The sequence below is a fragment of the Pseudoalteromonas sp. P1-9 genome, assembly GCF_001399975.1.
In the GTDB taxonomy this organism is placed as follows: Bacteria; Pseudomonadota; Gammaproteobacteria; order Enterobacterales; family Alteromonadaceae; genus Pseudoalteromonas.
The window spans coordinates 32,321-59,012 of the sequence record NZ_LKBD01000029.1; the positions used below are offsets into that span (position 1 = coordinate 32,321).

The 26,692-nt window shown below is 41.1% G+C and carries 25 protein-coding genes; 5 read left to right on the plus strand and 20 right to left on the minus strand.

Annotation, left to right across the window (positions count from 1 at the left end; all coding sequences use genetic code 11):
* Positions 1-10: 10 nt before the first annotated feature.
* The gene (locus tag AN214_RS15925) at positions 11-631 is read left to right on the plus strand and encodes a hypothetical protein (RefSeq protein WP_054980632.1); all 621 of its coding nucleotides are present in this window, start codon (positions 11-13) and stop codon (positions 629-631) included.
* Between the two features lie 73 nt (positions 632-704).
* Here AN214_RS15925 and AN214_RS15930 read toward each other — a convergent pair whose 3' ends face one another.
* The 6 genes from AN214_RS15930 to AN214_RS15955 form a co-directional block, all read right to left on the minus strand.
* Positions 705-2,882, minus strand: coding sequence for a carbohydrate-binding protein (locus tag AN214_RS15930; RefSeq protein WP_054980633.1), 2,178 nt, complete (start codon positions 2,880-2,882; stop codon positions 705-707).
* Between the two features lie 395 nt (positions 2,883-3,277).
* Positions 3,278-5,863, minus strand: coding sequence for a TonB-dependent receptor (locus AN214_RS15935; RefSeq protein WP_054980634.1), 2,586 nt, complete (start codon positions 5,861-5,863; stop codon positions 3,278-3,280).
* Positions 5,864-6,098: 235 nt separating this feature from the next.
* Positions 6,099-7,697: a glycoside hydrolase family 3 protein gene (locus AN214_RS15940; RefSeq protein WP_054980635.1), complete on the minus strand. Its 1,599-nt coding sequence runs from the start codon at positions 7,695-7,697 to the stop codon at positions 6,099-6,101.
* A 124-nt stretch (positions 7,698-7,821) separates the two neighbouring features.
* Positions 7,822-8,619, minus strand: a complete 798-nt coding sequence (locus AN214_RS15945; RefSeq protein WP_054980636.1) for an ATP-binding cassette domain-containing protein — start codon at positions 8,617-8,619, stop codon at positions 7,822-7,824.
* Positions 8,612-9,604 carry an ABC transporter permease gene (locus AN214_RS15950; protein WP_054980637.1) on the minus strand — a complete coding sequence of 331 codons (993 nt, stop codon included), beginning with the start codon at positions 9,602-9,604 and terminating at the stop codon, positions 8,612-8,614. The genes AN214_RS15945 and AN214_RS15950 overlap by 8 nt, the downstream gene beginning before the upstream one ends.
* A gap of 9 nt (positions 9,605-9,613) precedes the next feature.
* Complete coding sequence (locus AN214_RS15955; protein ID WP_054980638.1) at positions 9,614-10,708, minus strand: substrate-binding domain-containing protein; 1,095 nt, start codon at positions 10,706-10,708, stop codon at positions 9,614-9,616.
* 177 nt (positions 10,709-10,885) lie between these two features.
* Here AN214_RS15955 and AN214_RS15960 point away from each other — a divergent pair, with 177 nt between their 5' ends.
* On the plus strand, positions 10,886-12,079 hold the full coding sequence (locus AN214_RS15960) for an ROK family transcriptional regulator (protein WP_054980639.1): 1,194 nt from the start codon (positions 10,886-10,888) through the stop codon (positions 12,077-12,079).
* Positions 12,080-12,147: 68 nt separating this feature from the next.
* Here AN214_RS15960 and AN214_RS22750 read toward each other — a convergent pair whose 3' ends face one another.
* From AN214_RS22750 to AN214_RS15985, 6 genes are all read right to left on the minus strand, one after another.
* Positions 12,148-12,324: a hypothetical protein gene (locus AN214_RS22750; protein WP_157813591.1), complete on the minus strand. Its 177-nt coding sequence runs from the start codon at positions 12,322-12,324 to the stop codon at positions 12,148-12,150.
* A gap of 188 nt (positions 12,325-12,512) precedes the next feature.
* Positions 12,513-14,630: a methyl-accepting chemotaxis protein gene (locus AN214_RS15965; RefSeq protein WP_054980640.1), complete on the minus strand. Its 2,118-nt coding sequence runs from the start codon at positions 14,628-14,630 to the stop codon at positions 12,513-12,515.
* 108 nt (positions 14,631-14,738) lie between these two features.
* Complete coding sequence (locus AN214_RS15970; RefSeq protein WP_152960788.1) at positions 14,739-15,752, minus strand: tetratricopeptide repeat protein; 1,014 nt, start codon at positions 15,750-15,752, stop codon at positions 14,739-14,741.
* A gap of 71 nt (positions 15,753-15,823) precedes the next feature.
* Complete coding sequence (locus tag AN214_RS15975) at positions 15,824-16,300, minus strand: hypothetical protein (protein WP_054980642.1); 477 nt, start codon at positions 16,298-16,300, stop codon at positions 15,824-15,826.
* Positions 16,300-16,986, minus strand: a complete 687-nt coding sequence (locus AN214_RS15980) for a hypothetical protein (RefSeq protein WP_054980643.1) — start codon at positions 16,984-16,986, stop codon at positions 16,300-16,302. Before AN214_RS15980 ends, AN214_RS15975 begins: the two co-directional genes overlap by 1 nt.
* Positions 16,987-17,387: 401 nt before the next feature.
* Complete coding sequence (locus AN214_RS15985) at positions 17,388-18,236, minus strand: LysR family transcriptional regulator (RefSeq protein WP_054980644.1); 849 nt, start codon at positions 18,234-18,236, stop codon at positions 17,388-17,390.
* A gap of 119 nt (positions 18,237-18,355) precedes the next feature.
* Between AN214_RS15985 and AN214_RS15990 the strand changes: the two genes are divergently transcribed.
* Positions 18,356-19,051, plus strand: a complete 696-nt coding sequence (locus AN214_RS15990; protein ID WP_054980645.1) for an FMN-dependent NADH-azoreductase — start codon at positions 18,356-18,358, stop codon at positions 19,049-19,051.
* The gene (locus tag AN214_RS15995; RefSeq protein WP_152960789.1) at positions 19,035-19,505 is read left to right on the plus strand and encodes a nucleoside deaminase; all 471 of its coding nucleotides are present in this window, start codon (positions 19,035-19,037) and stop codon (positions 19,503-19,505) included. Before AN214_RS15990 ends, AN214_RS15995 begins: the two co-directional genes overlap by 17 nt.
* A 28-nt stretch (positions 19,506-19,533) precedes the next feature.
* Here AN214_RS15995 and AN214_RS16000 read toward each other — a convergent pair whose 3' ends face one another.
* The 8 genes from AN214_RS16000 to AN214_RS16035 form a co-directional block, all read right to left on the minus strand.
* Positions 19,534-20,091 carry a GNAT family N-acetyltransferase gene (locus AN214_RS16000; protein ID WP_054980646.1) on the minus strand — a complete coding sequence of 186 codons (558 nt, stop codon included), beginning with the start codon at positions 20,089-20,091 and terminating at the stop codon, positions 19,534-19,536.
* A 47-nt stretch (positions 20,092-20,138) separates the two neighbouring features.
* Complete coding sequence (locus AN214_RS16005) at positions 20,139-20,744, minus strand: DUF998 domain-containing protein (protein ID WP_054980647.1); 606 nt, start codon at positions 20,742-20,744, stop codon at positions 20,139-20,141.
* A 66-nt stretch (positions 20,745-20,810) separates the two neighbouring features.
* The gene (locus tag AN214_RS16010) at positions 20,811-21,278 is read right to left on the minus strand and encodes a GNAT family N-acetyltransferase (RefSeq protein ID WP_200911140.1); all 468 of its coding nucleotides are present in this window, start codon (positions 21,276-21,278) and stop codon (positions 20,811-20,813) included.
* 37 nt (positions 21,279-21,315) lie between these two features.
* Positions 21,316-22,173, minus strand: coding sequence for an alpha/beta fold hydrolase (locus AN214_RS16015; RefSeq protein ID WP_054980648.1), 858 nt, complete (start codon positions 22,171-22,173; stop codon positions 21,316-21,318).
* Positions 22,174-22,492: 319 nt separating this feature from the next.
* The gene (locus AN214_RS16020) at positions 22,493-22,846 is read right to left on the minus strand and encodes a 2OG-Fe(II) oxygenase (protein ID WP_054980649.1); all 354 of its coding nucleotides are present in this window, start codon (positions 22,844-22,846) and stop codon (positions 22,493-22,495) included.
* Entirely contained in the window at positions 22,847-23,407 is a 561-nt protein-coding gene (locus AN214_RS16025; RefSeq protein ID WP_054980650.1) for a GNAT family N-acetyltransferase, read from the minus strand. It lies immediately after the preceding gene.
* Between the two features lie 106 nt (positions 23,408-23,513).
* Complete coding sequence (locus tag AN214_RS16030; protein WP_054980651.1) at positions 23,514-23,828, minus strand: hypothetical protein; 315 nt, start codon at positions 23,826-23,828, stop codon at positions 23,514-23,516.
* Between the two features lie 186 nt (positions 23,829-24,014).
* Positions 24,015-24,809, minus strand: coding sequence for a polysaccharide deacetylase family protein (locus AN214_RS16035; protein WP_054980652.1), 795 nt, complete (start codon positions 24,807-24,809; stop codon positions 24,015-24,017).
* Between the two features lie 253 nt (positions 24,810-25,062).
* Between AN214_RS16035 and AN214_RS16040 the strand changes: the two genes are divergently transcribed.
* Positions 25,063-25,944, plus strand: a complete 882-nt coding sequence (locus AN214_RS16040) for a class II glutamine amidotransferase (RefSeq protein ID WP_054980653.1) — start codon at positions 25,063-25,065, stop codon at positions 25,942-25,944.
* The last annotated feature ends 748 nt before the right edge of the window (positions 25,945-26,692 follow it).

A 26,692-nucleotide genomic window follows, 5' to 3' on the forward strand; every position in this document is an offset into this window, starting at 1 on the left:
GAGATAACTCATGAAAACAGTAATTTTAACCAGCTTAATACTTTGGCTTGTCAGTGCGCATGCATCTGAAAAGCAAAACGTGAACTTCTACGACTATTCAATTGGCGTAAGTTATCAATATTTAACCGCTAGTGATTATCAAGCTACTGTTGATAGTGTCGCAATCGATGGCAGTAATGCGCATGCAATCGGGTTGTATTACAAAGGTGAACCACATCGCTATTTGCAGTTTGCTACCGGAATTGATTACATGTACATGGAAGATACGTCACCATTTGCGCAAACTGTAAAAAACGAATTTACCGGCCAGGTCAGTAGTAAAGAGTCATCAATTACGGGGTTTGCAATGTATGCTGAAGCTGGGTTTAAATTCGCACCGCAAACTGTTGAGCGTATGTCATTTGGCTTACTCGCTGGTTATCGCTACAACAATATTGAACGCGCCGTATTTAACTGTGATAGCTGCGAACGCCAAACATTAGATGACTTTGAAAGCTCACTTTATGCTAAAGCGTTTTTTGAGTATCAGCTAACACAAAATGTGCATATTCAGCTCAATTATTCAAACTTTTTTGCTGACAAGGGCTTTGATAACGCCATTGGCTTACATATTAGTTTTATTGGGCTATAACTGTGAGTTCTTATGAGGTGGAAACGCAAATAAAGCGATGTAATGAGCATCGCTTTGCTATTTTATGAAATGATTACTGGCAGTCACTTACAAACTTCCACGGATCACCCGCTGTCGGCACATTATTTTGCGACCACCATTTGGCCTCGTATATTTTGCCTTGATAAGTCACTTGCATACCGCCCGTGTAAACCTCTGACGCAAGCCATGCATTTGGACAAGAAACCCCTTGTTCAAAGCTCACAGAAATAGTGTGATTACTACTGATAGCATTAAAAGTATAAGCATTTGCTGCGGTAACTGTTACCCCATCAACTGTAATGTTTCCCACGCGATAACCACTATCTGCAACAAAATTAAGTGTGAAGTCAGTGTTACCTTTTGCACTTAGCTCGCCATTTGCATTAGGCAGTGGTGAAATACTACCGCCACTACCCACCACTGACGCAGTTACCGTGTAATAAACCGGAATATCGATTGTCGCGTCACTAAAGTTACCATTAACAAATGAAAAATTTGCTGCACTTAGTGTTGTGACATCGGTATTTTTAAGCACTAGCCGTTTTTGATCGCCTTGCGACGCTGCTGCATCTAGTGTAATAACCGTATCCGCACCTTCTTGTGTTAACACTAGCATCGAAAAACTGTAATTAAACAGTGGCATACTAATCACTGTTTTTGCTGCATCAAAACTATTAACCGACAAGGTCATGTTCCAGCCCCAGTTTTGGCTATTAAGTGGAACAATAAAGCCTAAACGGTCATACCCACCGGTTACATTATCAAACATATCTGGCGATAAATCGGCGATGGTTAAACCCACTAACTCAACCGAGCTATAAATGCCACCATCTGCTGCTTGCACACCAACCACCAGCGCATTATCCGTTTCGTACGCTTTTAAATGTTTAAAACCAATCCCTGCGGTGCCCCGAATTTTATCTAAGCGTGGATTAAAATTATTAACCGTTTGCGAACCCGACCAGGCAATTTCATAAATTTTTGATTCTGCAATCACGGCACTTGGATTTGCGCTAATTTCGGCTGCGCTCACCCCTTCAATCACCACACGTTGATTAGCAAAGCTAAGCTCTGCACCAGCAGCAACATCAGCTATCTGTAAATTTGCCAGTGGCTCTGCCGCTGTCCAGTCTCGTAGCACAATAAAATCTTCTGCAAGGGTGAAACCGCGCACCGTAGTGATAGCGCTGTCATTTTGATGTAACGCAAGCGTATCCACTCCGCCACCTAATATCACAAGATCATTACCCCAGCCTGCGGATAATGTTTCTGCGTAGCTTGAGCCTTCAATTACATCGTCAAAAGGCGTATCGAAAATGGTATTATAACCGCCAAATTTATGTACATATTTAGTGATACAAGTACCTAATTCGTCACACGTAATTTCATCCTTTGTTAATAAACGTGCTGTGCCCCACGCGCCGCGTAAATGTGCTGCGGCTAGCAACCCCGACATAGTCGCTTGCACTTGCACTGGATTGCCATTGTCATCAACACCCGGCCAGCTTTTTGTAAGTGCTTCTGCCCATGTCATATTGGCGTCACTTAACAATTGAGTCATTACACCGTAATTAAAATGCATGGCATCGCGAATAACCAATTCTTGTTTTTCTGGCTTTATTAAATCGGCAAATGAGTTAACACCGTTTTTGCCAACAAACGTGCCCTGCCAGTTATTAACATCCGTTGCTAAGATTTTATTGCCACCAGAGCCGACGATCTCGACTAACGCTTCAGTTTCGCAGCCAATCCATGTTGAATCATCGACAAAGACATAAAAACTGTCGTATTCAACACCGTCTACTGTAACCACTTTTGGGCTGTAATACCCTGCATCGATTAATACTGCTTCACCTAACTGATAACCAACAAAGCCCCACGCATTCATTGAGTTGTATTGCATGCTCTTAAACATTTCTGGATCGTTAGGGGTTTGCGCGTTGTAAAAATGATCGACCCCCAGTTTAGTGAAAAACTCATTGATGGTAGTTGGCTCGGGGATCATGCTACCAGTAGAGCAATCACGTACCATACGACCGGGTGCACTTACCCGCGCATAGTTATAAACAGGATTATTGAGGTTTTCGAGATAAAAATCAGCGAGATTTGGGTTTATACCCGATTCAAAGTTTCGTAATGAATCTAAAAAGTCTTGAATACCAGTACCTGCATTGACATTACAGCTAATTAATACAGCCAGTGCGCAAGTAGTCATTTTAGCGTGACGCATTAGGGTGTCCTTCTTAAAATTGTTTACAAATTACTAATTTTGCAAAAGTTAATTTAAGTATGCTTAAACAATCGCATTGTCTTGGTTAAACCAGAACTGCGCTAAATCTAATGGTCTAACATAATCCACACTAACGCCTGCTTAAAATTTAGTCAATACAATTTACTTATTAATTTAACTTTTTATTTACATTTTAAAATAGTGATAATTGTGAGATAAAGATAAGGCAAACTGGGCAGCTTGCCTTAGGGGAACACGAGCCACTAATCTAAACAACATAATTAGGCCCATCTGTGTTAGACGGATAAACGTTGCTGATGTGGTATTTGTAATACTTTTTTATTCAACAACTTGGAATATAGCGGTTTGAGGTACATTAGCCTCAAACCTTTCATTTAAAAGCGAATGCTGGCGCCAACAAAGTAACGGGTACCGAACTCATCCACACTGTGAACAATATTGCCCGCCTTAGGTTGACGCAGTACCAATGCTTCGTTGAGCAAATTCACCGCTTCAAATGACATATCTACATTTTCTGTAACGTGCCATATAACCGATGCATCTAACTGATCATACGCATCATTTAAGCTGTCTAAGCTACTACCATTATACTGACGTACCCAGTCATCACGGTAGTTATAAGCTAAACGTACACTAAACATTTCGTTTTCGAAGTAACCTGATAAGTTAAATGAGTTTTTAGACACTTCTTCAATTGGTACTTCTTCACCGGCTGAGTTGGTACGTGCACTGTCGGTGTAAGTGTAATTAAACTGGGCACCAAAACCGTTACCAAAGTCGTGTTGGTATTGTAATTCAATACCTTGCACATCCGCGGTACCTACATTTCGAGAACGTGTCACTAAACATTCAGGACCACACCCAGCATAGTTTTCTTTTACTGTGGTTTGCTCAATGTAATCACTAATATTCTTTATAAAGAAAGTCGCACCTACAATCGATGACGGATTAAAATAGTACTCTAAGCCCATATCGTATTGATCTGATTTGTATGGATTTAATTCAGGACTGCCCACATTAGCTGTTTGAAAACTTTCAGAGATAATGTCAGCTACTTTCATGTCGTCATAGTCAGGGCGCGAAACCGTCGAGCCTGCTGCAACACGGAAAATAAGGTCGTCTGACAGGTCCATTGCCACATTCACACTTGGCAGGTAATTGGTATAAGACTTTTCAACTTCACCCGCTACGCCGTTAATTTCGCCCACTGAAAGAATATCGGTATCGACGATACGCAAGCCTACGTTACCGCGAAAGCCTTCACCTGAAAAATTAGCTTTTACATAGGCCGCGGTAATGTCTTCTTCTATTGAAAAAGCGTCACGTACAGAAATGCTAGTTGGCTTGTTAGCCTCGGCATAGCTCCAAATATCGCGACTCGCTACTGGAAACGACGACATACTTCCCGCACGCCCTTCTGCTGAGTGCAGGCCAGATACAAAACCGCCATTAAAATCAGCTAACGAAAGACCATCAGCCATTGCCGCTGCTAGGTCAAGGTCTTGGTAATTACCTTGTGATGAAAACGTTTGTTGTTGATATTTTAACCCCGCTTGAATTGATGTTACTAACTCGCTTTCAAGCAAAAAAGTGAAATCAGCTTGTGCGTAATCAATTTCATTTTCACGAATGTAATTGATGTAAGTAAACTCTTGAAATAAATCAAAGTTACTGTGTGATTCAAGATAAGCTGGATTAGTTGGGATGAGTTCCAGAGGTCCAGCGACATCAAAACTAAAACTTGAATTTTCGGTGTTCGTGATATCCCCCCACCACGTACTCGACTGCAACGTTTCACCTTTGGCATCCGATTTACCAATTACAAAATCAGCAGACCACGTATCCGCCTCATATTCAACGGTAAAGTTAAGCGCGTCTGTTTGCATATCAGGTTTACGTAATACCGCGTTGTTAAACAATGGCGCAAGTCCAGCACCTGATGCAAGCGATGTGGCTTGAGTAACAATGCCATTTGCATTTTCAACAACCGAATCACCTTGCATTTGGCCAAAACCAACAATGGCAAACATCGCTGAATTGACGTGATCGTTCTTCAATTCAAATAAATTGTAATTTAAGTTAAACGATAAGTTATCGCTTGGCGCGTATTGCAATGTCAGTTGAGAGCTTGCTCGCTCGCGATCTTCATCGAATAAAATAGATGACATAGCGCCATAAGAGCTACGCTCTACGCCATTAGAATCAGTAAACGTGGCGTTTCCAGCGGGGCCAAAATTCGACAAGGTTTCGCGGTATACCTTTGACTCTTCATTGGAATACGCGAGTAACACACCAAACGTTTCGCTGTCATTCTTCCAACTGCCTAACGCTGAATACGCTGGCGACCAGTCTTCAGCATTGTTGTGATACATGCCTTCAACCGACGCAAATACAGTCCCAGCATCCATATCGAGCGGTTTACGGGTTTTAAGATTAACCGTGCCGCCCATCGCGCCTTCATTAATATTAGATTCAACGGATTTATACACATCCATGCCAGCAATCTGCTCCGACGCTAACATTTCAAAGTTAAAGCTACGGTTCATACCGCCCAAGTCAAACCAACCAACGCTTGCCACATTTTGACCGTTTAATAGCACCATACTATGCTCAGGTGCCGTACCACGAATGGTTACTCCGTTTACTTCACCAAATGTTCTAACAACGGTCACACCAGGGATACGCTGTAGTGCATCACCAATGTTTTTATCGGGAAACTTACCTATATCTTCAGCTGAAATTGAGTCCACAACAGCGTTGGCAAAGCGCTTTGTATTGAGTGCTTTGGTTAAACTTCTACGAATGCCACGCACTTCAATGGTCTCAATGTTGTCATTTTCGGCCAGTTGTTTACTCTCTTCTGCTGACAAATTAAATGTCATGGCACAAAGCGCTGCACTAATACACAATGACAGGCGTGTTGCTTTTAGTGTTACCGCAACAGGTTGGTTAGTCTTCATCTTGTTGTCCTTATTATTATTTATAAGTTTTCAAATATTATGTGGCACCACTGCTGCTAACCAACTGAAAAATAGTTACATTACCAGTTAACTCGCTCCGTCAAAGCACTGCCTTCTCCCCAGACGCACGCAATTGCCACTTTAGTTTATTTATATTAGTAAATTATTTTGATTAATTATTTATTAAATCATTTTGACTAATTGTCAAGCAATTCTCATTCTTTTTGCCTAATTTCTATAAAAGTGACGCAATGTATTTTGCGGCACAAACACGACTTGAGTATGCACAAATGTAAGTCGCCAATTCTGCATAGTCCGTTAGTTCGTAATCTGAGCGCATAGCAATCACCACTACTTGCTTGCCAAAGCGTTTTAGCGCGCGTTGTACTAATCGTTTTTGCTCTGCTACATCAAAGCTTTCTCCGGGTAACGGATAATCTTCGGTAACAATTACAAACGGTGTTGAAATTGTCTCATCACAACCTTCAAGCAACGTTAAAAACTCATCAAAAGGTAATAAGTTAACTTTACTTGTGCGCTGTTGTAGGCCCTGAATAATGGTATCTTTTGCAGATCGGGGATCGTTTGGCCCAATACCGCGACTATTTACTAAGCTGTCATATTTTTTCGGATGCGCGGCAAAGGTGAGAGTAAACTCACGACCAGTAAGTGGCCAATTCCCCACCTCATTGCGCAACACCGAAACGCTACTACTAACCGCCGTTTCAATTAACGCTTCAATATCGTCTGCAGTTAAGTGCTCCGGCGTTTTTGCAACATTGAGCTTGTCGTATTTAAACGACAACACATGGTGTAACCTGTCGTTTATCACGGCTTCATCAAGTTGCCCTGATTCAACTGCGTGGATCACCCCATTTAACGTAGCAAGTTGTAGCGCTTTATAATCAGTTGCACTGTTTTCATAGTGCTCTTCGCTTAGCATCACTAAATGCGCACCTGCTTTTAACGCTAAAATTGCGGCTTCAGCAGGTTGGTAGTTTTTACGCATTGCCCACATATTCATACTGTCGGTTATGATCAGTCCATTAAAGCCCATTTGTTGCTGTAGCAAGTTGGTTAAGATTTTTGATGACAATGTTGCAGGGTAAGTATCGTCAAGCTGTGGGAAGCAAATATGACTTGTCATAATCAGCGATACACCGGCATCAATTGCCGCTTGAAACGGTAACAAATCACCCTGTTGCAGTTCGCTCAACGTTTTGTCGACGGTTGGCAAACATTGATGGGAATCACTATGCGTGTCGCCATGACCTGGAAAGTGTTTTGCCGTTGCCAAATTGCCACCGCGTTTAATACCCCTAACTGCTGCTGCAACATGCGTTGCGACTTGCTTAGGCGTTTCTCCAAATGAACGCAAACCAATAATCGGGTTGTTGGGATTGGTGTTAACGTCAGAGCAAGGCGATAGCAGTGTGTTGTAACCGATTTCATGCATTTGCTCAGCAAATACCTGATACATTTGCTCAGTTAGATCTTGTTTATTAGCTTTGCCAAGAGCCAAATTTCCCGGCCCTAAATCGGTGTGCTTGGCTAAAATACCCCACGAGCCTTCTTGGTCAACACACAGCAATAACGAGGCATCGCACGCACGTAACTGGGCTTGGTGTTGCAGTTCGTCAGCTAATGTTTTCGCATCTTTAGGTGTGGCAGCGTTATCATCGGTAATATAAAAACCACCCACATGATGTGATTTCACCAACTGTTTCGCATAATCAATATCGGGCCCAGCAAATGCCAATACAAAGAGCTGCCCAACTTTTTCAGCTAACGTCATAGTGCTAATTAACTGAGTTACTTTACTGTTATTATTCATGATTTCTCCAAATTTAGGCCGCAAGAGACCGCTTTTATGAATTAACATAAAAGTAAAAACATTGGTTAAGTGAAACTTTTGCTATTTGGCTTTGTGCTAAAATGCGCGCAAAAGCCAAAACACGCTAAGCAACCTTAGACGTAGTAACGTCGAGTGCTGTTTTTGCGCCCGTGATTAAACTGACTAAGTCTTCTTTCGTGACATCTGAAACAGATACATCAGCGACAGATTGCCCTTGATATAGCACTACTGCCCTATCGCAGGTATCAATCACATGCTGCATATTGTGACTGATCAGAAGCACTGCTACCCCTTGCGAGCTAATCACATTAATTAATTCATTTACCTGAGCACTTTGCTCAACACCTAGGGCCGCGGTCGGTTCATCCATAATGACAATGTCCGCGCCCCAATTGACCGCTCTAGCAATAGCAACCGCTTGCCGTTGACCACCTGAGAGTGATTGAATTTGCGCCTGAAAGCTTGGAATACGACTGTTTAAGCGATTAATCGCTTTTTTGGCGCGCTTTTCCATGGCTTTTTTATCAAGCCAACCAAGCGCACGTAACAGAGGGTTTTTATGCTTTATTTCACGGTTCAAAAATAGGTTATCGGCAATGTTAAACTCTGGCACCATGGCAAGATCTTGAAACACCGTTTCAATACCCGCATCACGCGCTTGCTCTGGGTTGGTTATGTGTACGGTTTTATCATTTACCAAAATACTGCCGCTGTCGGGCGCGTGAATGCCTGAAATACAGCGCACCAATGTTGATTTACCTGCACCGTTATCACCAAGCAAACCAACTACTTCACCTTTGTTGATTTTAAAGCTGACATTTTTAAGCGCAGTTACCGCGCCAAAGCTCTTTTGAATGTCTTTTAATTCCAGTGCAACTTGATCTAATGCTGTTCTAACCATTTTTAATCTCCTTAACACCTATCGCCACGGCAACAATTAGAATTAGGCCTCGCGCTATCATTTGTTCATTGGTCGAAAAGCCGGACAAAATCAAACCGTTATTAATTAAGCCCATTAACCATGAGCCAAGCACCGCGCCAATAATACAAGCGCGCCCGCCAAATAAACTCGTACCACCAATGGCAACTGCAGCAATCACGGTAAGTAAATCTGCCTCGCCTAATGTATAGCGCGCGCCATGTAAACGGCCCGCATATAAAAGCCCTGCAAGCGCAGCTGCCATAGATGAAATGACTAAGGCATAAATACGAATGCGCGTTACCTTAATCCCCATAGCAAGCGCCGCTTTAGGGCTGCCGCCAACCGCCAAAAGGTGTCTGCCAAAGGCCAGTTTGGTTAATGCAACATAGCCGATAGCTGCAATAATAACCGTCCATATTAATAACGATGGAATGCCAAATAGTTCGCCAGCGCCAAAAAATCCGGTGAAGCTACTATTAATAATGGGTACCGATTCTAAATTGGTAAACTGACGCGCGAGCCCAGTGATAACACCCATTGTGCCAAGCGTGATTAATAAAGACGAAACCTGTAATCGCTCAATTAAAAAGCCGTTCACTAAACCGACAAACAAGCCGACGCACAGTGCACCAAGTACCGCCAATGGTATACCGGTATACTGCAACAAAACCGCACCGACTAAAGCTGATAATGCAACCACGGCGCCAATAGATAAATCGATATGACCCACAGCAAGCGCAAATGTTAAGCCAACAGCCATCACGGTAATAGGCGCTGTTTGACGAATAATATTCATAAAATTAGTCAAACTAAAAAATGCGGTGTCATGCAGTACAACGGCAAAAAGCAATAACACAGCGACGAAAATATAGTAAATAAATAGTTCGCGCTTAAAGGCGTATTTAGCGACAAATTCGGCAATGCGCGATTTTGTCTCTATGGTAGTTAAGTCACTGGCACTCATTATTTTTCCTTATTGTTTTAGTGCAAGGTCAAGCATTTTAGGCAATGGCGCTTTAAATGCTTGTTGCCAAATATCAGCAATATTGTCTTTCGTAACAGCGTCATATGGCACCAAAGTAAAGTGCGGTGCAGGTAGGTCTAATGTTGCTAATGCACCTAACTTAGCCATCGTTGCGCCAATAACATAAGGCCTATCGGATATGGTTGCGAGCATGTTGCGCTGCATCGCCATATCGAGCAAATTATTAACGCCAAGGTCGTGTGTTACTACTTTAATATCGCGATTACCAAATGAACGCAGTGCCTCAATAACACCTTCAGCTGCGGCATCCCAAGATACATAAATCACATCCAGATCAGGATGTTGCAAAATCATTGCCGCGGCGATTGCACTTGTTTCATGCTCTTTAACAAAGCCTTTTTCGACAACAATTTTATGACCCGCTAAGCTTGCAACTTGTTTACGAAATGCGCTATCGCGATTATTGGTAATAAAGTACTTTGCATCGTGAAAAATCATGCCTATTTTGGCGTTCTCTCCAAATGCCTGTTGAATACTTGTTGCTGCAGCTTTGCCCATTCCGAACATATCGTCGGTTACAATGCCAACATACTCTTTGCCATGGCGAAAGCCTGGTATTGGGTTGCTTAACAGTACTAACTCTGCACCTGCATTGATGGCTTTTTGATAACTTTGCTTAGTGCTTGTGCCATCAACACTGAGTGATAACAAAATGTTAGGTTTTAACGCGGTGATATTTTCAAGGTCAGCAACTTGCTTGGCCGGATCAAACTGTGCATCAGTACTGGCAACCACTTTAATGCCAAGCGCTTCAAAAGTATCGCTCGCACCGCGAGATACTGCGCTTATCCAAGGGCTTGCACCATGCCAAGCCATAGCTGCTGTAAGCGATTTTTGTTTAATCTTTTGGGCTTGTTCTTTGCTTATCGTAATTGATTTTGCTTGTTTTGCCTGTTGCCAATCGATATTTTGTTCATCGGCGAGAGTGGGCATGGCGAAAGAGATGAGTAATCCCGCGGTTATTGGGATTAGTTTTTGTAATTTCCTAATATTTCGCCAAATTGGCTGTCCTTGCTCTTTCATTTTTGAATTCTTTTTATACAATGGATTGTATTATATTTATGCAAATGGTTAATTATGTCAAATGTTTTGACTAATTAATTCTGGCGAAAAATACCAGTTAATAATTGCACATCCATCATTACTCAATATATCATCGTTTAAACTTCTGAATTTTGGGATAAAAGCAGGACATTTCTTTTGAAAGGATCAAACGCAAAGCAAAATAAAGCGCTTAATTTACGCTTAGCCCTGTCCCAAATTGTTGCTTTGGGTCCAATCTCCCGCGTTGAGATCGCTCGAAATACTAATCTGACCAAACAAACAATTACCAATATGGTTGAAACCTTATTGGAGCATGATCTGGTGTCTGAAGTTGGCATAAAAAAAGCCGAAGGTGCCGGTAAACCCTCAAAAATGCTCTGTTTTAATGAGAAAGCGGCGTATTCGATTGCCATTCGCATTATGGAAAATGAGTTGTTTGTGGGTATGTTTAAACTCAATGGTGACTGCATCAATAGCTTAACTACGCTATTTTCACCTAATGAACTGGTGAGTAAAGCCACTTATTTAGTTAACACCTTAGTTAATATTGAAAATATCGACAGTAGCAAGGTACTTGCTGTAGGTCTTGCCATGCAAGATAGTAATAACTTTGCCTTAGATGCGCACAAAGTAGCAAAAGAAACCCAAATCGCCCTTGCCGAAAGCCTAAATTTGCCCGTTGCGTTAGAAAGTACTGCATCGGCGTGTGCCGCATACCAAATGTTGTTTGGTGAAGCTCAAACGCTGCAAAGTTTTGTTTATGTACATATAGGCAATCGAGTTGAATCATCTGTTGTTTATAACCGCGACATACTGCTTGGCCAAAACGGCCTAACCGGTGCGCTAGGCGATATATTTGTTACTCCCGAAACGGATAACGATACTGGCGAACTTGGCCGTTTAAATGACTTTTCATCGCTTAATTCGCTAAAAGCGGCGCTCAATATTGATAATCAAAAGCACGATGATTTTTTGGCGAGTTTAACTGCCGATAATAAGCTTCTTGAAAGTTGGGTTAATCGCGCCGAAGAGCCAATGCGCATCGCTATTCATACAATAGAGTCTATTTTTAATAGCCAAACGATTATTTTAGGCGGCGATATTAATGAATGGTTACTCGATACCTTAATCAAGCGGCTTCGCCCTTACATTCCAAGCATTGCACAATATGGCGAGCGTCAAGTTATCCGCTTAATAAAAACCCCAGAAGTTAGCCAAATAACGCAAAAAGGTATCGCAACGTTACCTCTTTATGCAGCATTAGGCTTTGAGAACCATCATATTCTTTACTGCCCAACCGCTCTTCAAGCAACGCCTTTGCAGGCACTTATTTACGCATTAGACGCATAAAAAAACACTTGCTGGTTGAAGGCAAGTGCTTTTATGGTTGAGATACTGTAACTGTAAAATTATAAATGTTATTTATGACGAATTAAGTATGTCGCTAATGCTGCAACTGAGCCGATAACTACCGCACTCGCCATACCTGCACCCACTAATGTGCCAATGGTTGCGCCTAATGCAAAAATTGCGATACCACCCTCTACAAGGTGTGAAACGTCAAAATCGAATGTTGTGTTATCTGCTGTTGTCATGGTCTTAATCCTGTTGTGTTGATGGGTTTAGTATAGGCAGATATGTGAACTGTAAATTGGCTTTGTGCTTAGCGGTAAATTTAAGTGATATTTGGTAAAAGCAGAGGATAAAGCGTTGTATAAGGTTAAAAATAAAAAAAGGCGCTAATTTATTCATTAACGCCTTTTCACTCAAACACCAAAGCGTGTTAAGTTTTTAATTGTCCAAGTTGTTTGTGTTTCTCTTCAACTAAATGTGTTAGTTGTTGCGCCGCTTGTTCAACAGTATCGGCCAACTGCGACAGTTCGGCTGCAGCATCAGAAATACCGGTCATGTTAGCACTTAAATCTTCGGTTACTGCACTTTGCTCTTCCGCTGCTGTCGCGATTTGCGTTACCTCATTTGAAATAAGGGCAAGCTCATCCACCATTTCACCCATTTGCGACGCGGCTTTAGCACAGTGCGCCATCGCATCGCTGGCTTGCGATACTGATTTTTCGATAATTGATTCTGATGTGCCAACCTCACTTTGTAAGTTATCGATCAATTGGCTAATCTCGTTGGTTGATTCTTGTGTTTTTGATGCGAGTGAGCGAACTTCATCTGCAACAACCGCAAAGCCACGCCCCTGTTCACCGGCACGCGCTGCCTCAATTGCCGCATTTAGCGCCAGTAAGTTGGTTTGCTCAGCAATCGAGCGGATCACATCAAGAATATGCGTAATATCATTACTGCGCTGAGCCACCGCAACAATTGATTCTTTTGCGCTGCTCACGTATTCAGTCATGGTTTCAACCGAGTGAGATGCCGCAACAATACCTTGTTCGCTCTCTTTTACCTTTAAATTGGTATTGTTTGTGGTCATCGCAGCACTTTCTGATGAGCGGGCGACTTCGCTTGCGGTCGCACTCAATTCATTAATCGCGGTAACAACACTGTCTATTTCCATATGTTGCATATTTACTTTGGCTTTTATTTCCTGCGCAGCCTGTGATGTGTTCGCTGATTGACTAAACGAGTCATCCGCCAACTCTTTTAAGCCATCAACCATAGTTCGCAGTTTTTGCGTAAACATATTAAAGCCAGCCGCCAGCGAAATTAGTTCTTCGTGTTGCGTAACCGTTAAGTTCACGGTTAAATCACCTTCACTGCTCGCTAGGTTTTCAATGCGTTGTTTTATATCGGTAATTGGCTGGATAATAGTGCGTAAAATGACGATTGAAATCGCAATTGCAATTACCGATACCAAAATACCAATAAGCATCATGGTGCGGCCCACAGACGCGGTTGCTTCAGCCTGGCTTTCCGCTAGTGCTACCGCATTGGCAAGTGCGACGTTTTTAGGTAATTCTAAAATTAAGCTCCAAGTAGTATTAGCCGCTTTAATATTGATTGGCATAGAAAAAACCAAATTCTCACCAATCTCAATATTATCTTGGCGCTTGCGTATAGCCATAATGTTTGTTGCATCGCCATTGGTAAGGGATTCGCTTAACGGGCGCGCCAGCTTTTTATAATGACTTGAGCCCACAACTAAACCAATATCACTTAAAATAGTCACTTTGGCTTGCCCATTGTAAAGGCTTTGCGAAATGCTCTCGGTAAGCGACTGGAATTTAGGTAAATTAATATCACTGCCTACCAAACCAATAAATTTGTTATTACTAATGATTGGCACAGTCAGTGAGGTCATCAATTCCGATTTGCCGGGTTCAATTTCATAAAGATACGGCTCCATGATGCACGGCTTTCGCGAATCCATCGCACACAAGTACCACTCACTTTCTCGAAAACCGAATTCATTTTTTGCATGTAAATATTTTTCGGCAGCATCTTCAACTTGGTGTTGCAGTAAACTGCCGTCGTTTTCGCGCGTAATGTATATTTCAAGTGTCCCTGCACCTGGCACTGAGTGCGTAAATCCGGTGGTGAATTCACTGTCACGTTGGTCATAGCCATTCGCTTCAAATTGCGCATAAATTGACGAAATATCGGGGTTTTTGGCAAGGGCGCCACGTGTCATTTGATAGACGCTATCACGTGATAACGGTGAATTTTCAGCGGTGTTTGCTAAGCCACCCGACAAAGTTAATGGAATTTTGTATTCTGTGTTGATGTAGCCCGCAATCTCCGTGGCATAAAATTGCGTTTTAGCCATTAATTTATCGTTTATTTCAGCAAGCAATACGTCCTGTACTTTAGCGCTTTGCGTATCATTATTAGTGTTTAATTGAGACCAACTGATAGCAACCAAAGTAATAACCAGCAAAGCCAAGGTTATTGAGATAAACGCTATTAGTTTTGTTTTAATTGAGAGGTGATGCATAGATGTAGCGACTCTTTGTTTTTATACTCAGTTAAATATAGTCAAAATACGAGAAAATATGATGACAATAGTCAATTGTTGTTATGTTTTTCTTTAAACTACCATAACTTAGCCTGCAATAGGGTTAAAGTTGCAGTTTTTAACTTCAACAAACCAAGGGGCCTCAAAACGCGCGGTATTATTTGGCTCTGGCGGCAGATCAAGAGATATTCCCATTGGCGCAGCCAAATGCTTTATGATTAATGCTTTTTCTCGCCGATCTTCAACCTGTAAAAACCGCTCTTCGAGTGAATTTCGCATGTCTTCACTCAACTCATTATTATTAATAAAAAGAAAGTAGGCATTTACCCATTCCAATAGCGCATTTAACGCAGGGTTCGGAAATGCTTCAGCCTGTTGATAGGTTGGTAAGTATAATCGCTGATAATTCGTTAACTCTTTTTGAATGACAAAGGTAAAAAGTAAATATGTACCAGCCCTAACATTACCTGCTCGTTTGTTTATAGATTGATAATATTCTAAAGCGACTCTAAACCGCTGTTCAGCCTCTTTTATTTTCCCTTCATCAAGTGCGATTAGACCTTGGTTGTTACTTATCACCGCCATCATATTGGTATTTTTTGTCGCTTTTGCTAAACGAGCAGAATATTCAAATAATGATTTTGCCCGTGGCAAATCATTTGCTTGGCGCGCGAGTAAAGCGAGGCTGTTATTTAAGATTAAGCGCAGTCGGTCATTTTTTGCATTTTCATAGGAGCATTTAAAGCTTATTTCAGCATCGCGTAAGTAGTTGTTTCTTCTAAGCCAAATACCTAAGGCACTGGTTACTGTTGTAACATGATCAGCAAAGCCGTTAGTATTTTTATACTTAAAAATAGCTTCGACAGATGAAATCAAGTTCTCGAGCTTTCCTAGCGGCAAAGACGCTCTCATTTGTAACAAATGCCATTCGATTTTTTGCTTTTCAGTTAGCTTGTCACTGTGTGCTATTTGTTGAAGAATGCGATAGCTTTCTGACGGTTTTACAGTTAAATAGTCCTCAGCCTCTTTTAATCGCTCATCAATTGAATCAGCAAATAAAAAAGGTGAACAAAATAAAAACAGCAAACAGACTATGCGCAATCGAAGACTCCAAACAGTATTGCGAAAATTACATCAACCTATTTAGGTATAACACATAGCATCAATAAACCTTATAACTCTGGCAAATTATTTTCATAAGGTTTACCAGTAAACTCTGCCATATTTTTACACACGTTTACCGCTAAACCTCGTTCTTTGGGGTTTGCCACCGCAACATAAGTGCCATCGTTTAAAACCATGTAAACACGGTACCTCTGAGTTGCAGCTTGAGCAGTCATAGCTCTAAAACCCTTTATTTCTGTGAGATGATAAACACGGTTAAAAACGGTGTATAGGTTGCTCGCCTTAAGCTGAATTGTTTGTGAGCTTAAATTTATACGACAAACATAGCCGCCAAAAACACCAATCCAGCCCAGCCAACAAAAAAAGCCTGATACCCAAATTGGTAAAGACCTAGTTGAGTCAGAACCTAAAACACTTAAGATACCAACGAGTAATAAAAGCAAACTCAGCAGTTTTAATAATAGCTTAGCAATACCGGTGACACGATACACCGCCTCGTCATGTGATAGCTTTTTAAAATACATCAAAGCACCCCGTATTTAATCAAACCCGCGAGCACGGTAAAAAAGAAAAACGGCAGTGACAACCTAATGATTGATTTACGATCCCATATTTCAATATACACATCGCTTTTATTACTGAGTGTTTCAGTTTGGTCAAGTGGCGTAATATCAGCAGTCTGCCTATTGTCAAAGCTAAGCGGGGTTTTGTTAGGCCAATTTGAGATGTTTTCTGTTACCGGAAACTTATAGTGCGAAGACAAAAACGCCAACAAAGCGTAGGCATCTTGATAGTCATCAAACACATAGTTTTGCTCTGCAATGGTTATTTGATACGGTCCTTTGGTTCCAAGGCTGGTTAATTCGCATGTCAGCGCACTAAAAGGTGCTATCGCACTTCGTTTTTGAAAAAAATGCCAAAGTGATGTTGATAAATAAACTTGTTGCGTGGCGCTATCAAACTCCAATAATCGTTTTCGACCAAATAGCAACAATGAAATGCCACAAAAGAAAATAGCCGAAATGATAAAAGCGAGTCCGCTTGTTTGATGCAATGCAATTGCCATCACCACACTCGCAATACCGGGCACAAGTGCAACCAATGCAAACAATTTGGAGGTCATTTGACGTCTTGATGGCAAGCTAGCATTGCCATTTGCCGTTATTTTTAGCACGCGTCTAACCAATTTGGGCAGAGTTTGATAATCCATTATTTCAACCATTACAATTGAGACTGTAGACCCTAGTCACAAAGATAAACAGAGCCAAGCTTAATACCGAAAAAGATTACCACAAACATCGCTTTAACTGAAAAAAGGTTACTAAGCGCATTAAACTACCCGACAAAAACATACGTTAAATTCTTAACTAACGCGGTAATAACTAAAAATGGCAGCGAAAAACGTACAATGTTATGCCGACATCAAGTCACTTAACCTGAACTCGGGTTAAAAAGTTAACTAAACATTTGAAATATATGAGCTATGTTGTTTCATACCTTCTAGCTTGATAGTTTTTCTTGGTACAAGGCAAATTTGTGCGTCAATAGCGAGCCTATTGCAAACAAATTTAACGCAGTAATAAGTAAAAGTAGCTGCTAGAAAGTAATTTATTATCTCGAGAACAGGTTACTTAACCACTCACTAAACAAGCGAGCGGGAAGCGTCGCCAACGCGCTTTTATTAGGAATGTAATAACAAAGATCAGATGCAACAGGCAAAGTAGTTAGCTCACACAATTCTCCGCGTGCCACATAACTTTTGGCTAATGTTTGTGAGCAAAACACGTACCCGCCATGAGCTATGGCCTGTTGCAAAGCAAAAAGCTCTTGATCGTACTGGGTTAAGGCTAAGGTTTGCGTTACCCCATTTTGCTTGCACCATTCATTTAATGGCACAGGCGGTAAATCGGGATTTTTCCATTTACAGGTATAAATATGACTTAACGAGGCTAAGTTGTTTTGCTCGCCTGCCGATTTTGCGCGATACACATTAAATACATCGCACTGCAAAATATCTTGGCTATTCACAACGCGTTTATCGCCTAAACGAATAGCCACAGCATATTGATTATGCTCAACGTTCTCTCCCGTTGAAATCGCAACCTCAATATCACCGTGCTTTGCGTTGAACTCCGCGAGCGACGGTAACAACACAGAGGCCGCAAATGACGATGTGGTATTTACATTAACCAGCTTACCAATATGGGTGATTTCATCTAACGCCTGTGCAATTGTTTGAAAACCTGAATTGGTGGCCTGTGCTAAACGTTTTCCTAATTCGGTTAATTCTATTTTTCGCGTTTTACGCACAAATAATTGGGTATTTAAACGCGCTTCTAACTTACTTACATGATGCGAAATTGCGGTTGGCGTTAATGCAAGCTCACTCGCCGCGAGTTTAAAACTGCCATGACGTGCTGCCGCATCAAATGCTTTTAACGCTTGTAACGATACTTGCAAAGCCTAATCCTACTCTTTCTATAAATAAGTTTTACTCATCTATAAATGATATCAAATCGTTTGTCCAAAGCCACCTAGAAACGCATTATTCAACGCACACTTTTACTAAAGGAAACATCATGACCACAATACTACACATTGATTCAAGCGTTAGAGCGATAGATAACGATAATCCATCACACAACTCACTGTCTAAAAACATTGCTAAAACATTTTTAGACAGCTGGCCAGAGCAAAACACAATAGATGAATATATTTACCGTGATGTAGGTGTAAATCCGCCTCACTTTATTTCGCAAAATTGGATTGGCGCCGTGTTTACGCCAAGTGAAAAAAGAACTGCAGCGCAACATCAACAATTACAACTATCAGATACCCTAATTGATGAACTAACGCGCGCCGATATCATTTTAATGTCAACGCCGATGTACAATTACGGCATGCCAGCGCAGTTAAAAGCATGGTTCGACCAAATCATTCGCATCAATAAAACCTTTGATTTTGATTTAGCCCGTGGCGACCAACCACTTAGGCCTTTACTCAGAGGAAAAACCTTAGTGCTGATCACCTCGTGTGGCGAGTTTGGTTTTGGTAAAGGCGAGGTAAACGAAGCGCACTCACATCTCACACCACATATTCAAACCTTATCAAAATATTTAGGGGTACAAGTGATGTTTGAAATTGCCTCTGAGTATCAAGAATTCAATGATAAAAGGCACCAAGATTCCGTTACCAAAGCGCATCACGATGCAGCCGAGCTGGCAAAGACTTTAAGCGCGCAACAACAGGAAATACAGCGTGCCAGCGCAGTTTAATCAAAGTCACATAAGGGCAATAATTTCGCTCGCAGAGAAAAACGTGGCACAAGCTGGTTTACCTTTTTCAGCCATGATCCTTGATGAAAAAGGTGAAATATTAAGTACTGGTGTGAATCAAGAATCACAATGTTACGACTGCACTGCTCACGCGGAAATTCAAGCCATTCGAGCCGCAACGAAAAAATGTTGCCGCTTGAGTCTTGAGGGCAGCACATTAATTGCCTCGGGTGAACCATGCGCCCTTTGTTACATGGCGATATATGTGGCGAAAATATCGCATATCGTAATTTTAACCGATCGCCATCAAGCAAGCGCCTATGGGTTTAACTATCTCGCGAGTTACGACAACATCAATGCACAATTACTCGATAATTTTTCCATAACCTACTTGCAAAACAGTAATGCAATACGCCCATTCGAGCAATATCGAAAGACACTAAATCAAGGTTAAAAAAGGCGCATTAAGCGCCTTTTTTAAGTTATGTTTGTGAGTACGCTTTATCCTTGGCAAGTAAGCCATACATCGCTGAGTCTGAAATTACCCCATTAATTTCCCAACGCTGTCTTAACAAACCTTCTTGCACAAAGCCTAAACGCGTTAATGCTTTTGCTGATGCATTGTTGTCAGGGTCAATTTCAGCTTCAATTCTCCTTAAATTCAACTTATTGAAAGCATAATCAATCAGCGCATTTGCAGCTTCTGCTACTATGCCTTTTCCCCAAAAGTCACGACTTATACCGAAACCTATTTCTGCACGTTTAGATTCGTTGTCGATACTAAATAGCATGACCTTACCAATCAATGTGTTACTGTCTTTCAAAAAAACACCTAACGTTAATGAACTGCGTTCATTCATTGCTTGTGTGCTACTCGCTATAAATTCATGTGCCTGAGACACCTCTCGCCAAGCTTCGGTGTTCCAGTACTTCATAACAATCGGGTCGGAAAAAATAGTAAATAGTGAGTTGGCATCGTCATCTGACAATGCTTTCAATATTAAGCGTTCGGTTTCAATTTTAATCTTGTTCAATAGCATTACATCCTTTCTAATTTCCATAAAGTTAAGGGGAAAACAACCACGTTCTAGGCTAAAACCAACGACAACCCAGTTAGCCAAATTAATTGCGCACCATAAGATAATCGCTGATGAATGCCTGGGTTTGTTTGCTGATTAATTGCACGCGTCATAGTCAACAAAAATACAACGGCTGCGACGACCATAATCCAAGAAAACACCTTAAAATGCTGTGAAATGACATCACTGGTTGGGCTAAGTGCCACCAATACTGGCGCCACAAATAACGACAACAACATTACAATGCCTGCAACTGTGTGTGTTTTGCAGTTAAAAGAAGGATTTTCAGTAAAAGGGTCAGCATCCATCGGGAAATAACCCGCAACCCAAGTTGCGAGGCCATGTGCAATAACACACCAGCCTGCACCGGTGACTAGCAAAGATACATTTGGTAATTGGATTAAATACCAGCCAAAAAAGCAAAAAAGTAAACCCAATGGGTAATTATTGATACGGGGAGACAATTTTTCTGTTGGACAACCCGCAGCACCAAGCTCACTGCAGAACTGCTTAGCATGGTTATAACCCGCATAATATCGCCCAGCAATAAACACACCTAACACAATCCAGACCGTTGCAATAAGCCCAGAATAAACTGCCACTTTTTCAAACATAAACCACCTTCCTGTGTTATTTCAGTTCCATTTATTTACACTTTCTAATGTCGTTTTTAAAAAGCGTTATTTGCTATGCGTATTTTGCCAAACCATTGGCACAAAACGAATTCCATTTACACTCATTTGAGAGCCTGTTACCACAAAACCTTGAGACTCATAAAAAGAAACCGCATTTAACGATGCTTTTAAACTTACTTCGTCTGCGTGTGACGTTGCCATTAGCCGTGCAAGTAATGCTTTACCTATGCCAAATGCCTGATACTGGTTATCGACAAACAAGTGCGTTATATAGTTGCCCTCTCGCATTGCAGCAAAACCAATGAGTTTATTGTTAATCGACGCTTTAAAGCTTTGATACTCGCTGCCATCGAGCACAGTATTAATGTCTGATTGAATGCTAGCAACATACGCGTTTTGCCCGTTGGATTCCAAATACGGCAAAATCGATTGTTGTGATACATCAAGCACCAATGCCGACAGACTACTGGCATCACTCTGTGTTGCTGTTTCAAATGTTATTTTCTTAAACACGAACCATCTCTTTTTTGTTTAACCGATAAAACAATAATTACTCAAGTAGCTGCTTGATACTTTTGACTACAAGGTCAGCATCGGCGATATGAAGGTGATGCTTGTTTGACTTTGAATACACGATTGCGCTTTGACTCGAAAGCCTCAAAAAGTCGTGTTCAGCGCCTGCGTAAAGAGTATCCATTTTTAGCGCAATATCATCTGGTACAAAAGGCGGATCGTAGCGTTCACCCGATGCCTTAGCGCGTAACACGATAATCGGTTTATTGGCAAAACCGCCTGACTTAACCAGCGATTGATAGCTTGCGATATGGTCAACATTTTCCGGCACTTTTTTATACATTGGATCACGCACACTTTGCTCAAATTGATAGTAACGGGCTAAGTTTTCATCGTCTGTTTTAAAATTTTTCGGCCAGCGTGTTGCCATTGTATAAAAGTAACCAAATGGCGGAGGGTCGATAAACACCGCGCCTTTCACCTTGTCTGCATACTGATTATTAAAGGCTGTGATAATGTAAGAAGCGTACGAGCCACCAGCAAAATAGTATGGTGATTTAACATTGGCATTGTGCAGCAGCGCGTTAAGGCGTGTTGCCATATCAGTAACAGTAAACGGTACTGGGCCTTTTTCACTTTTACCTAACCCTGCTCGGTCGTATAAACAAATACTAAAATCGCTGTGTAAGCGTTTTACATTTTCGAGCCAAACACCATCGGAGCCTGAACGACCAAAACCTTGTTCAATAATGAGTGTCGGTTTATCGTTTTCATAACAGGTCAAATACAGCTTAAATCCACCAACATCAAATAATCCTGATTTTGTTGGTTCCAGCTCTTGCGCAATTGTCGTAACACTCATCGCAAGTGCACATAACCCAGCAACAATCTTCATGTAAGTTCCCTAAATAACATGTTTTAGTATATTTTTATTAGAGCGTGTTGACCTTTGCTGTCTATTTCTGCAGCAGTTTGTTTGGCATTTAGACGAGGCAGAGCGATTGCTGTGTAGTTAGTTTACATAAATGAGCGATAACACAGTATAAACGCCAAACAAGCGCTGCCTAATAGGTTCAACCCAAAGCGTTTTGTTCTTTGTTGTCGCTTTTTGACTTAGCCCGCTAGGCCTACAAAGCAACGCCGCGATCAAAACACTTTGGATTTGAACAGAATTTAGACCACAAAGATCAACACGCTCTAGGCTCACGTGAGCACTACTTATTTCTAATCCAACCAATACTTAATATGTAACGATTACCTTTAATTACTTTAGAAACTCGATGTTCACATGCATCGGGGCGGAAAACTTTAATACGCTCACTGTCGTAAATCGGTGATGCACATATAAATTCACCACCTTGTTGTGCTTTTTTAAGCACGATATTCAATCGATAATGTTTGCCCGACGCAACTTTATCGGTATGCGCGGGTATTTCACTGCCCGTTGGGAATTTCAATAGATAAACATCAAATTTAATTGGCCACACTGCCCCACATAACAGCATTTTATCGTAGCCACTATTTTGCCGCCCACGTTGCCAACGAAAAAGCTTTGTCGTGAGCGGCATTTAACAACTAACCTTGCTTTTAGCTAAGGACGATGTTGCCTCTAACGCCTGCTGATTTAATTCACTAAGGCACACACTAAACTCAGTGCACGCCAAACTTTGTCCGTTCAAGCGTAAAAAATCTGGTTGCGTACTTACAGCTCGAAAAGCAAACTTCTGCAATACGCGCTCTGACGCGGGGTTATTATTGAGTACCTGTGCACGCAGTGTTTTTAAATTAAATTGCTGCGCAGCAACCTTTATTAGCTGCGCTACACATAAACTGGCAATACCTTGCGATGTCATGTTTTTTGCAACGCGATAGCCGATGTACGCTGTGCCACCTGTTACATCTTTTAAATTAGCGCGCGCCACAATGACATCGTTTTGTATTAATACAGCAGAATAGCCGTGCTTAGCGCGCATTGTTGCTTCAAGCGCAGCAATATGTTTTGAAACGCCAACATTGGAATAAAAATCGGCATCTCTTGGTGCAATAAATGATTCAAACCACGCTTTATTTTCTAGTTCAAAGTCGAGTAACTGCTTACAATGACTGCTATTAAGGGTTTCCAATTTCATAAATTACCTTACTGCCGTTCATTTGCTGATCTATTGCGCTTGGTTATGGCAATACTCGCAACAGCAAAACAATTGTTTTTTTGAAAGATGACTTTTACTCAACTAATTAATTGCTGCTTTCGATGGTTAAATACTTGTTTTTACCGAATGAAATGTAATACCAAGCGAAAAACATTGCTTCAATAATATTGTTAGCAAATGGGTTTTTAACAGTGATTTTTGTGCCACTTAATTCACTCACTTTCACCTCTGCACTGCTACACCAATCGATTTTTGCTTGAATAACTTGGGTATTCGCAGGCAGCGACACGGTTTGAGTTTTACCTCGTTTAATCACAGCAACTTGTTTACCATCGGCAAATAGTTTGTAATCTCGCGCCATATCTTGGAACTGTTTAGGTCGGAAAACTTCAATATCCATATTTATCCTTGTGTTACTAAAAATTGCAGTTAACTAGCAAAAAGGTCAAAAAAATTAACTAACCACCTATTTTTGCTAATCTTTTTAGAACTTTATCAATAAAAAACCGTATTTACTATCGATTCACCAAGGTTACGTTATGCGCTTAAAAAGAGGCTTCAAGCGCTATTAGGTTTAAAGTAACGATTATCGAGTACGTTTTTGCTGAATATACTGATTTACCTCAGCAACGGGCGCTAGCCAAAAACCGTTTTTAGGATCTTTTAAATATACGATTAACTGCTCTAATGCCTTGCTATCGATAGTGTAAAGCGCTCTATCACCAACTTCGTGACCGGCAAGTACTATCCACGCATCATCAAATTTAGCCCGCTCGATAATCGCCTTTATTTCTTCAAATGATTTATTATCGATATCAAACGCGCGGATTTGTGCAGCATCATAATAATGCGGGTCATTTGCTGTTTCATCATTCCATGTTCTGCCATATTCAAATGACTTAGCGATCAGCGGCACATAGCTTTGTACTGATTCACCACGACCGACAAATTTATGACCACACGGATAGGCATAACCCACTGGAGCCACACCTGTAATTTGCTCAATTTGCTGTTGCGCCGTTTCAATATCTTTTTCGATAAATGGCAAATCAACTTGTTCTAGCCCTTTGTTCTTTTCCCGTAACCAGCGAAAATTGCCCGTACATAAATGGCTAGCACTGTGATTAGCAATTTCGTGCCCTGCTTTAGCGGCGGCTTGCCACTTAGCTTCTTTGCCTTTCATTTGCACTGGCATCAAGTAAAACGTGCCCTTAACGTTATGTTTATCTAAGATTGGCAGCCCAACATCAGCTTGGGAGCGGCGCGCATCGTCAAAGCTCAAACTAACCGCATGCTGCGCGTTATTGGGGTAAAAATCACCAGCAACAGAAGCGAAACTCGATAACGTTAAACAAATTGCAAAGGAAGAAATAAGTCGCATAAAACACACTATAAAAAGAATAAGTTAAACACAAACTAACCAGCCATTTTAGTAAATACAAGTGAAAAAAATTTGTATAAACTGAGTTTTAAACACCATATTTTAATGCCCTTAAACACCGTCAAAACAATCTTTTAGCCTTTCCCCTTCACGTTTACTGTAGATAACAGAAAATCAGTGGTAAACCGTGCATATTTTTGTATGAAATTTTTAAAAATCGCCTATAGTGTAAAAAATTTTTTTGGATAAATTTATGTGTCGTTTTATTGCGTATAAAGGTGAAGAAGTCACTTTAAACGATATTGTTATTTCGCCAACGAATTCGCTTATTGAACAAAGTAAAGACGCGAAAAAGCGTAAAAAGCCGCTCAATGGCGATGGATTTGGCTTAAGTTGGTACCCCACTCACAGCGATCCTTTTCCTGCGCGATTTGTCAGCATTGAGCCTGCGTGGAGCAATCAAAACTTGCAACAAATTGCGAGCAAAGTGCGCAGCCAGTGCTTTTTTGCCCATGTTCGTGACGCATCTGTTGGTATGCCTGTCTCGCAAGCAAATTGCCACCCATTCAATTATCAAAAATACACCTTTATGCATAATGGCCGCCTCGACCAATTCGCAAAATTTAGGCGCAATTTACTTAATCAATTATCAAATCGCGCGTTTGATTTAGTGAAAGGAAACACCGATTCTGAGTGCATTTTTGCCCTCTTTCTCGACACCATTGAATTTGCTGATAATTTGTCGACAGATGATCTAACTCAGGCGCTATATCGTGTCATTGAGAAAATTATTCAAATAAGACGCGAAGCAGATGCAAACACCAATGCATTTATTAACTTAGCAGTGAGTGATGGCACCTCTATGGTCGCCACGCGTTTTGCAACCGACCGCGAAAGCCAACCCGCTTCATTGTTTTATGGTCAAGGTAAATTGGCAATTGCAGCAGGCAAAGACTTTAGTTTAAACGGAAATTCAGCGCAAAATACGGTAATCATTAGCTCAGAGCCTTTAACGAGTGAACCGCTTACAAGTGATAAAAGCGATTGGATTAAAGTAGCACGTAATCACGCGGTGATTGTTGATGCACGCAATCAGGTTGTCACCCAAGCAGTCCCAATCGATTATCAAACATAGTTAAGTAACTACTGAGATAGCTGTAGTCACTTATAGCTATCTCGTGAGTTTATTGATATCTGAGTCAAAAAGTAGCGATAAGCACATTCGTCCCTGAATTTTATCTCACATCATCCATGATGCGCTCTTGTTCATTTTTGTTACACGACAAAAACAAACCAAAAAACGTGCCCCTAAATCAAACTAATCTTCAAACATCATTTAAATGTGAACATAAACGCTATGAAGCGGCATCCATGCCTTAGCATAGCTTGCTCCACCGCTTCGCTCCCTGTTTCGCATTATTCATTTTAATGATGCTTTCAGGTTTGATTAAAGGGGTGACAAAAGACCGACAAAAATATATGGAATATTTTTGAACAGCAGAGCTGGCCCGAAGGGTGAAAGGCAGGAAGCCTAGAATCATCTATGCTTCGCAGCTTGAAGAAGTGAGGTCAGGGATGACCGATGGAACTAAGCTTCAAGGACGAATCATTAACACCGCTAGCACTTTAAAAAAATGATATAAAAACATCGTGTGTCAAAGATCAAAATGTAAGGCCTACTCCGATCGCCATTCTTCAATGTCGCAATTGAGCGAGTAACGGACGTTTAGATTTTTTAAACCCTTACTTTTCAGCCTCTGAATCTAAACCTTTCCCCCATATTCAAGAAAATGCGCAAATTGCGCACTTTTATCTTTCTCAAAAAATTAACCACATGTATTTTTAATAATACTGGCAACTAGTTATCAACTTTGTTAAAACTA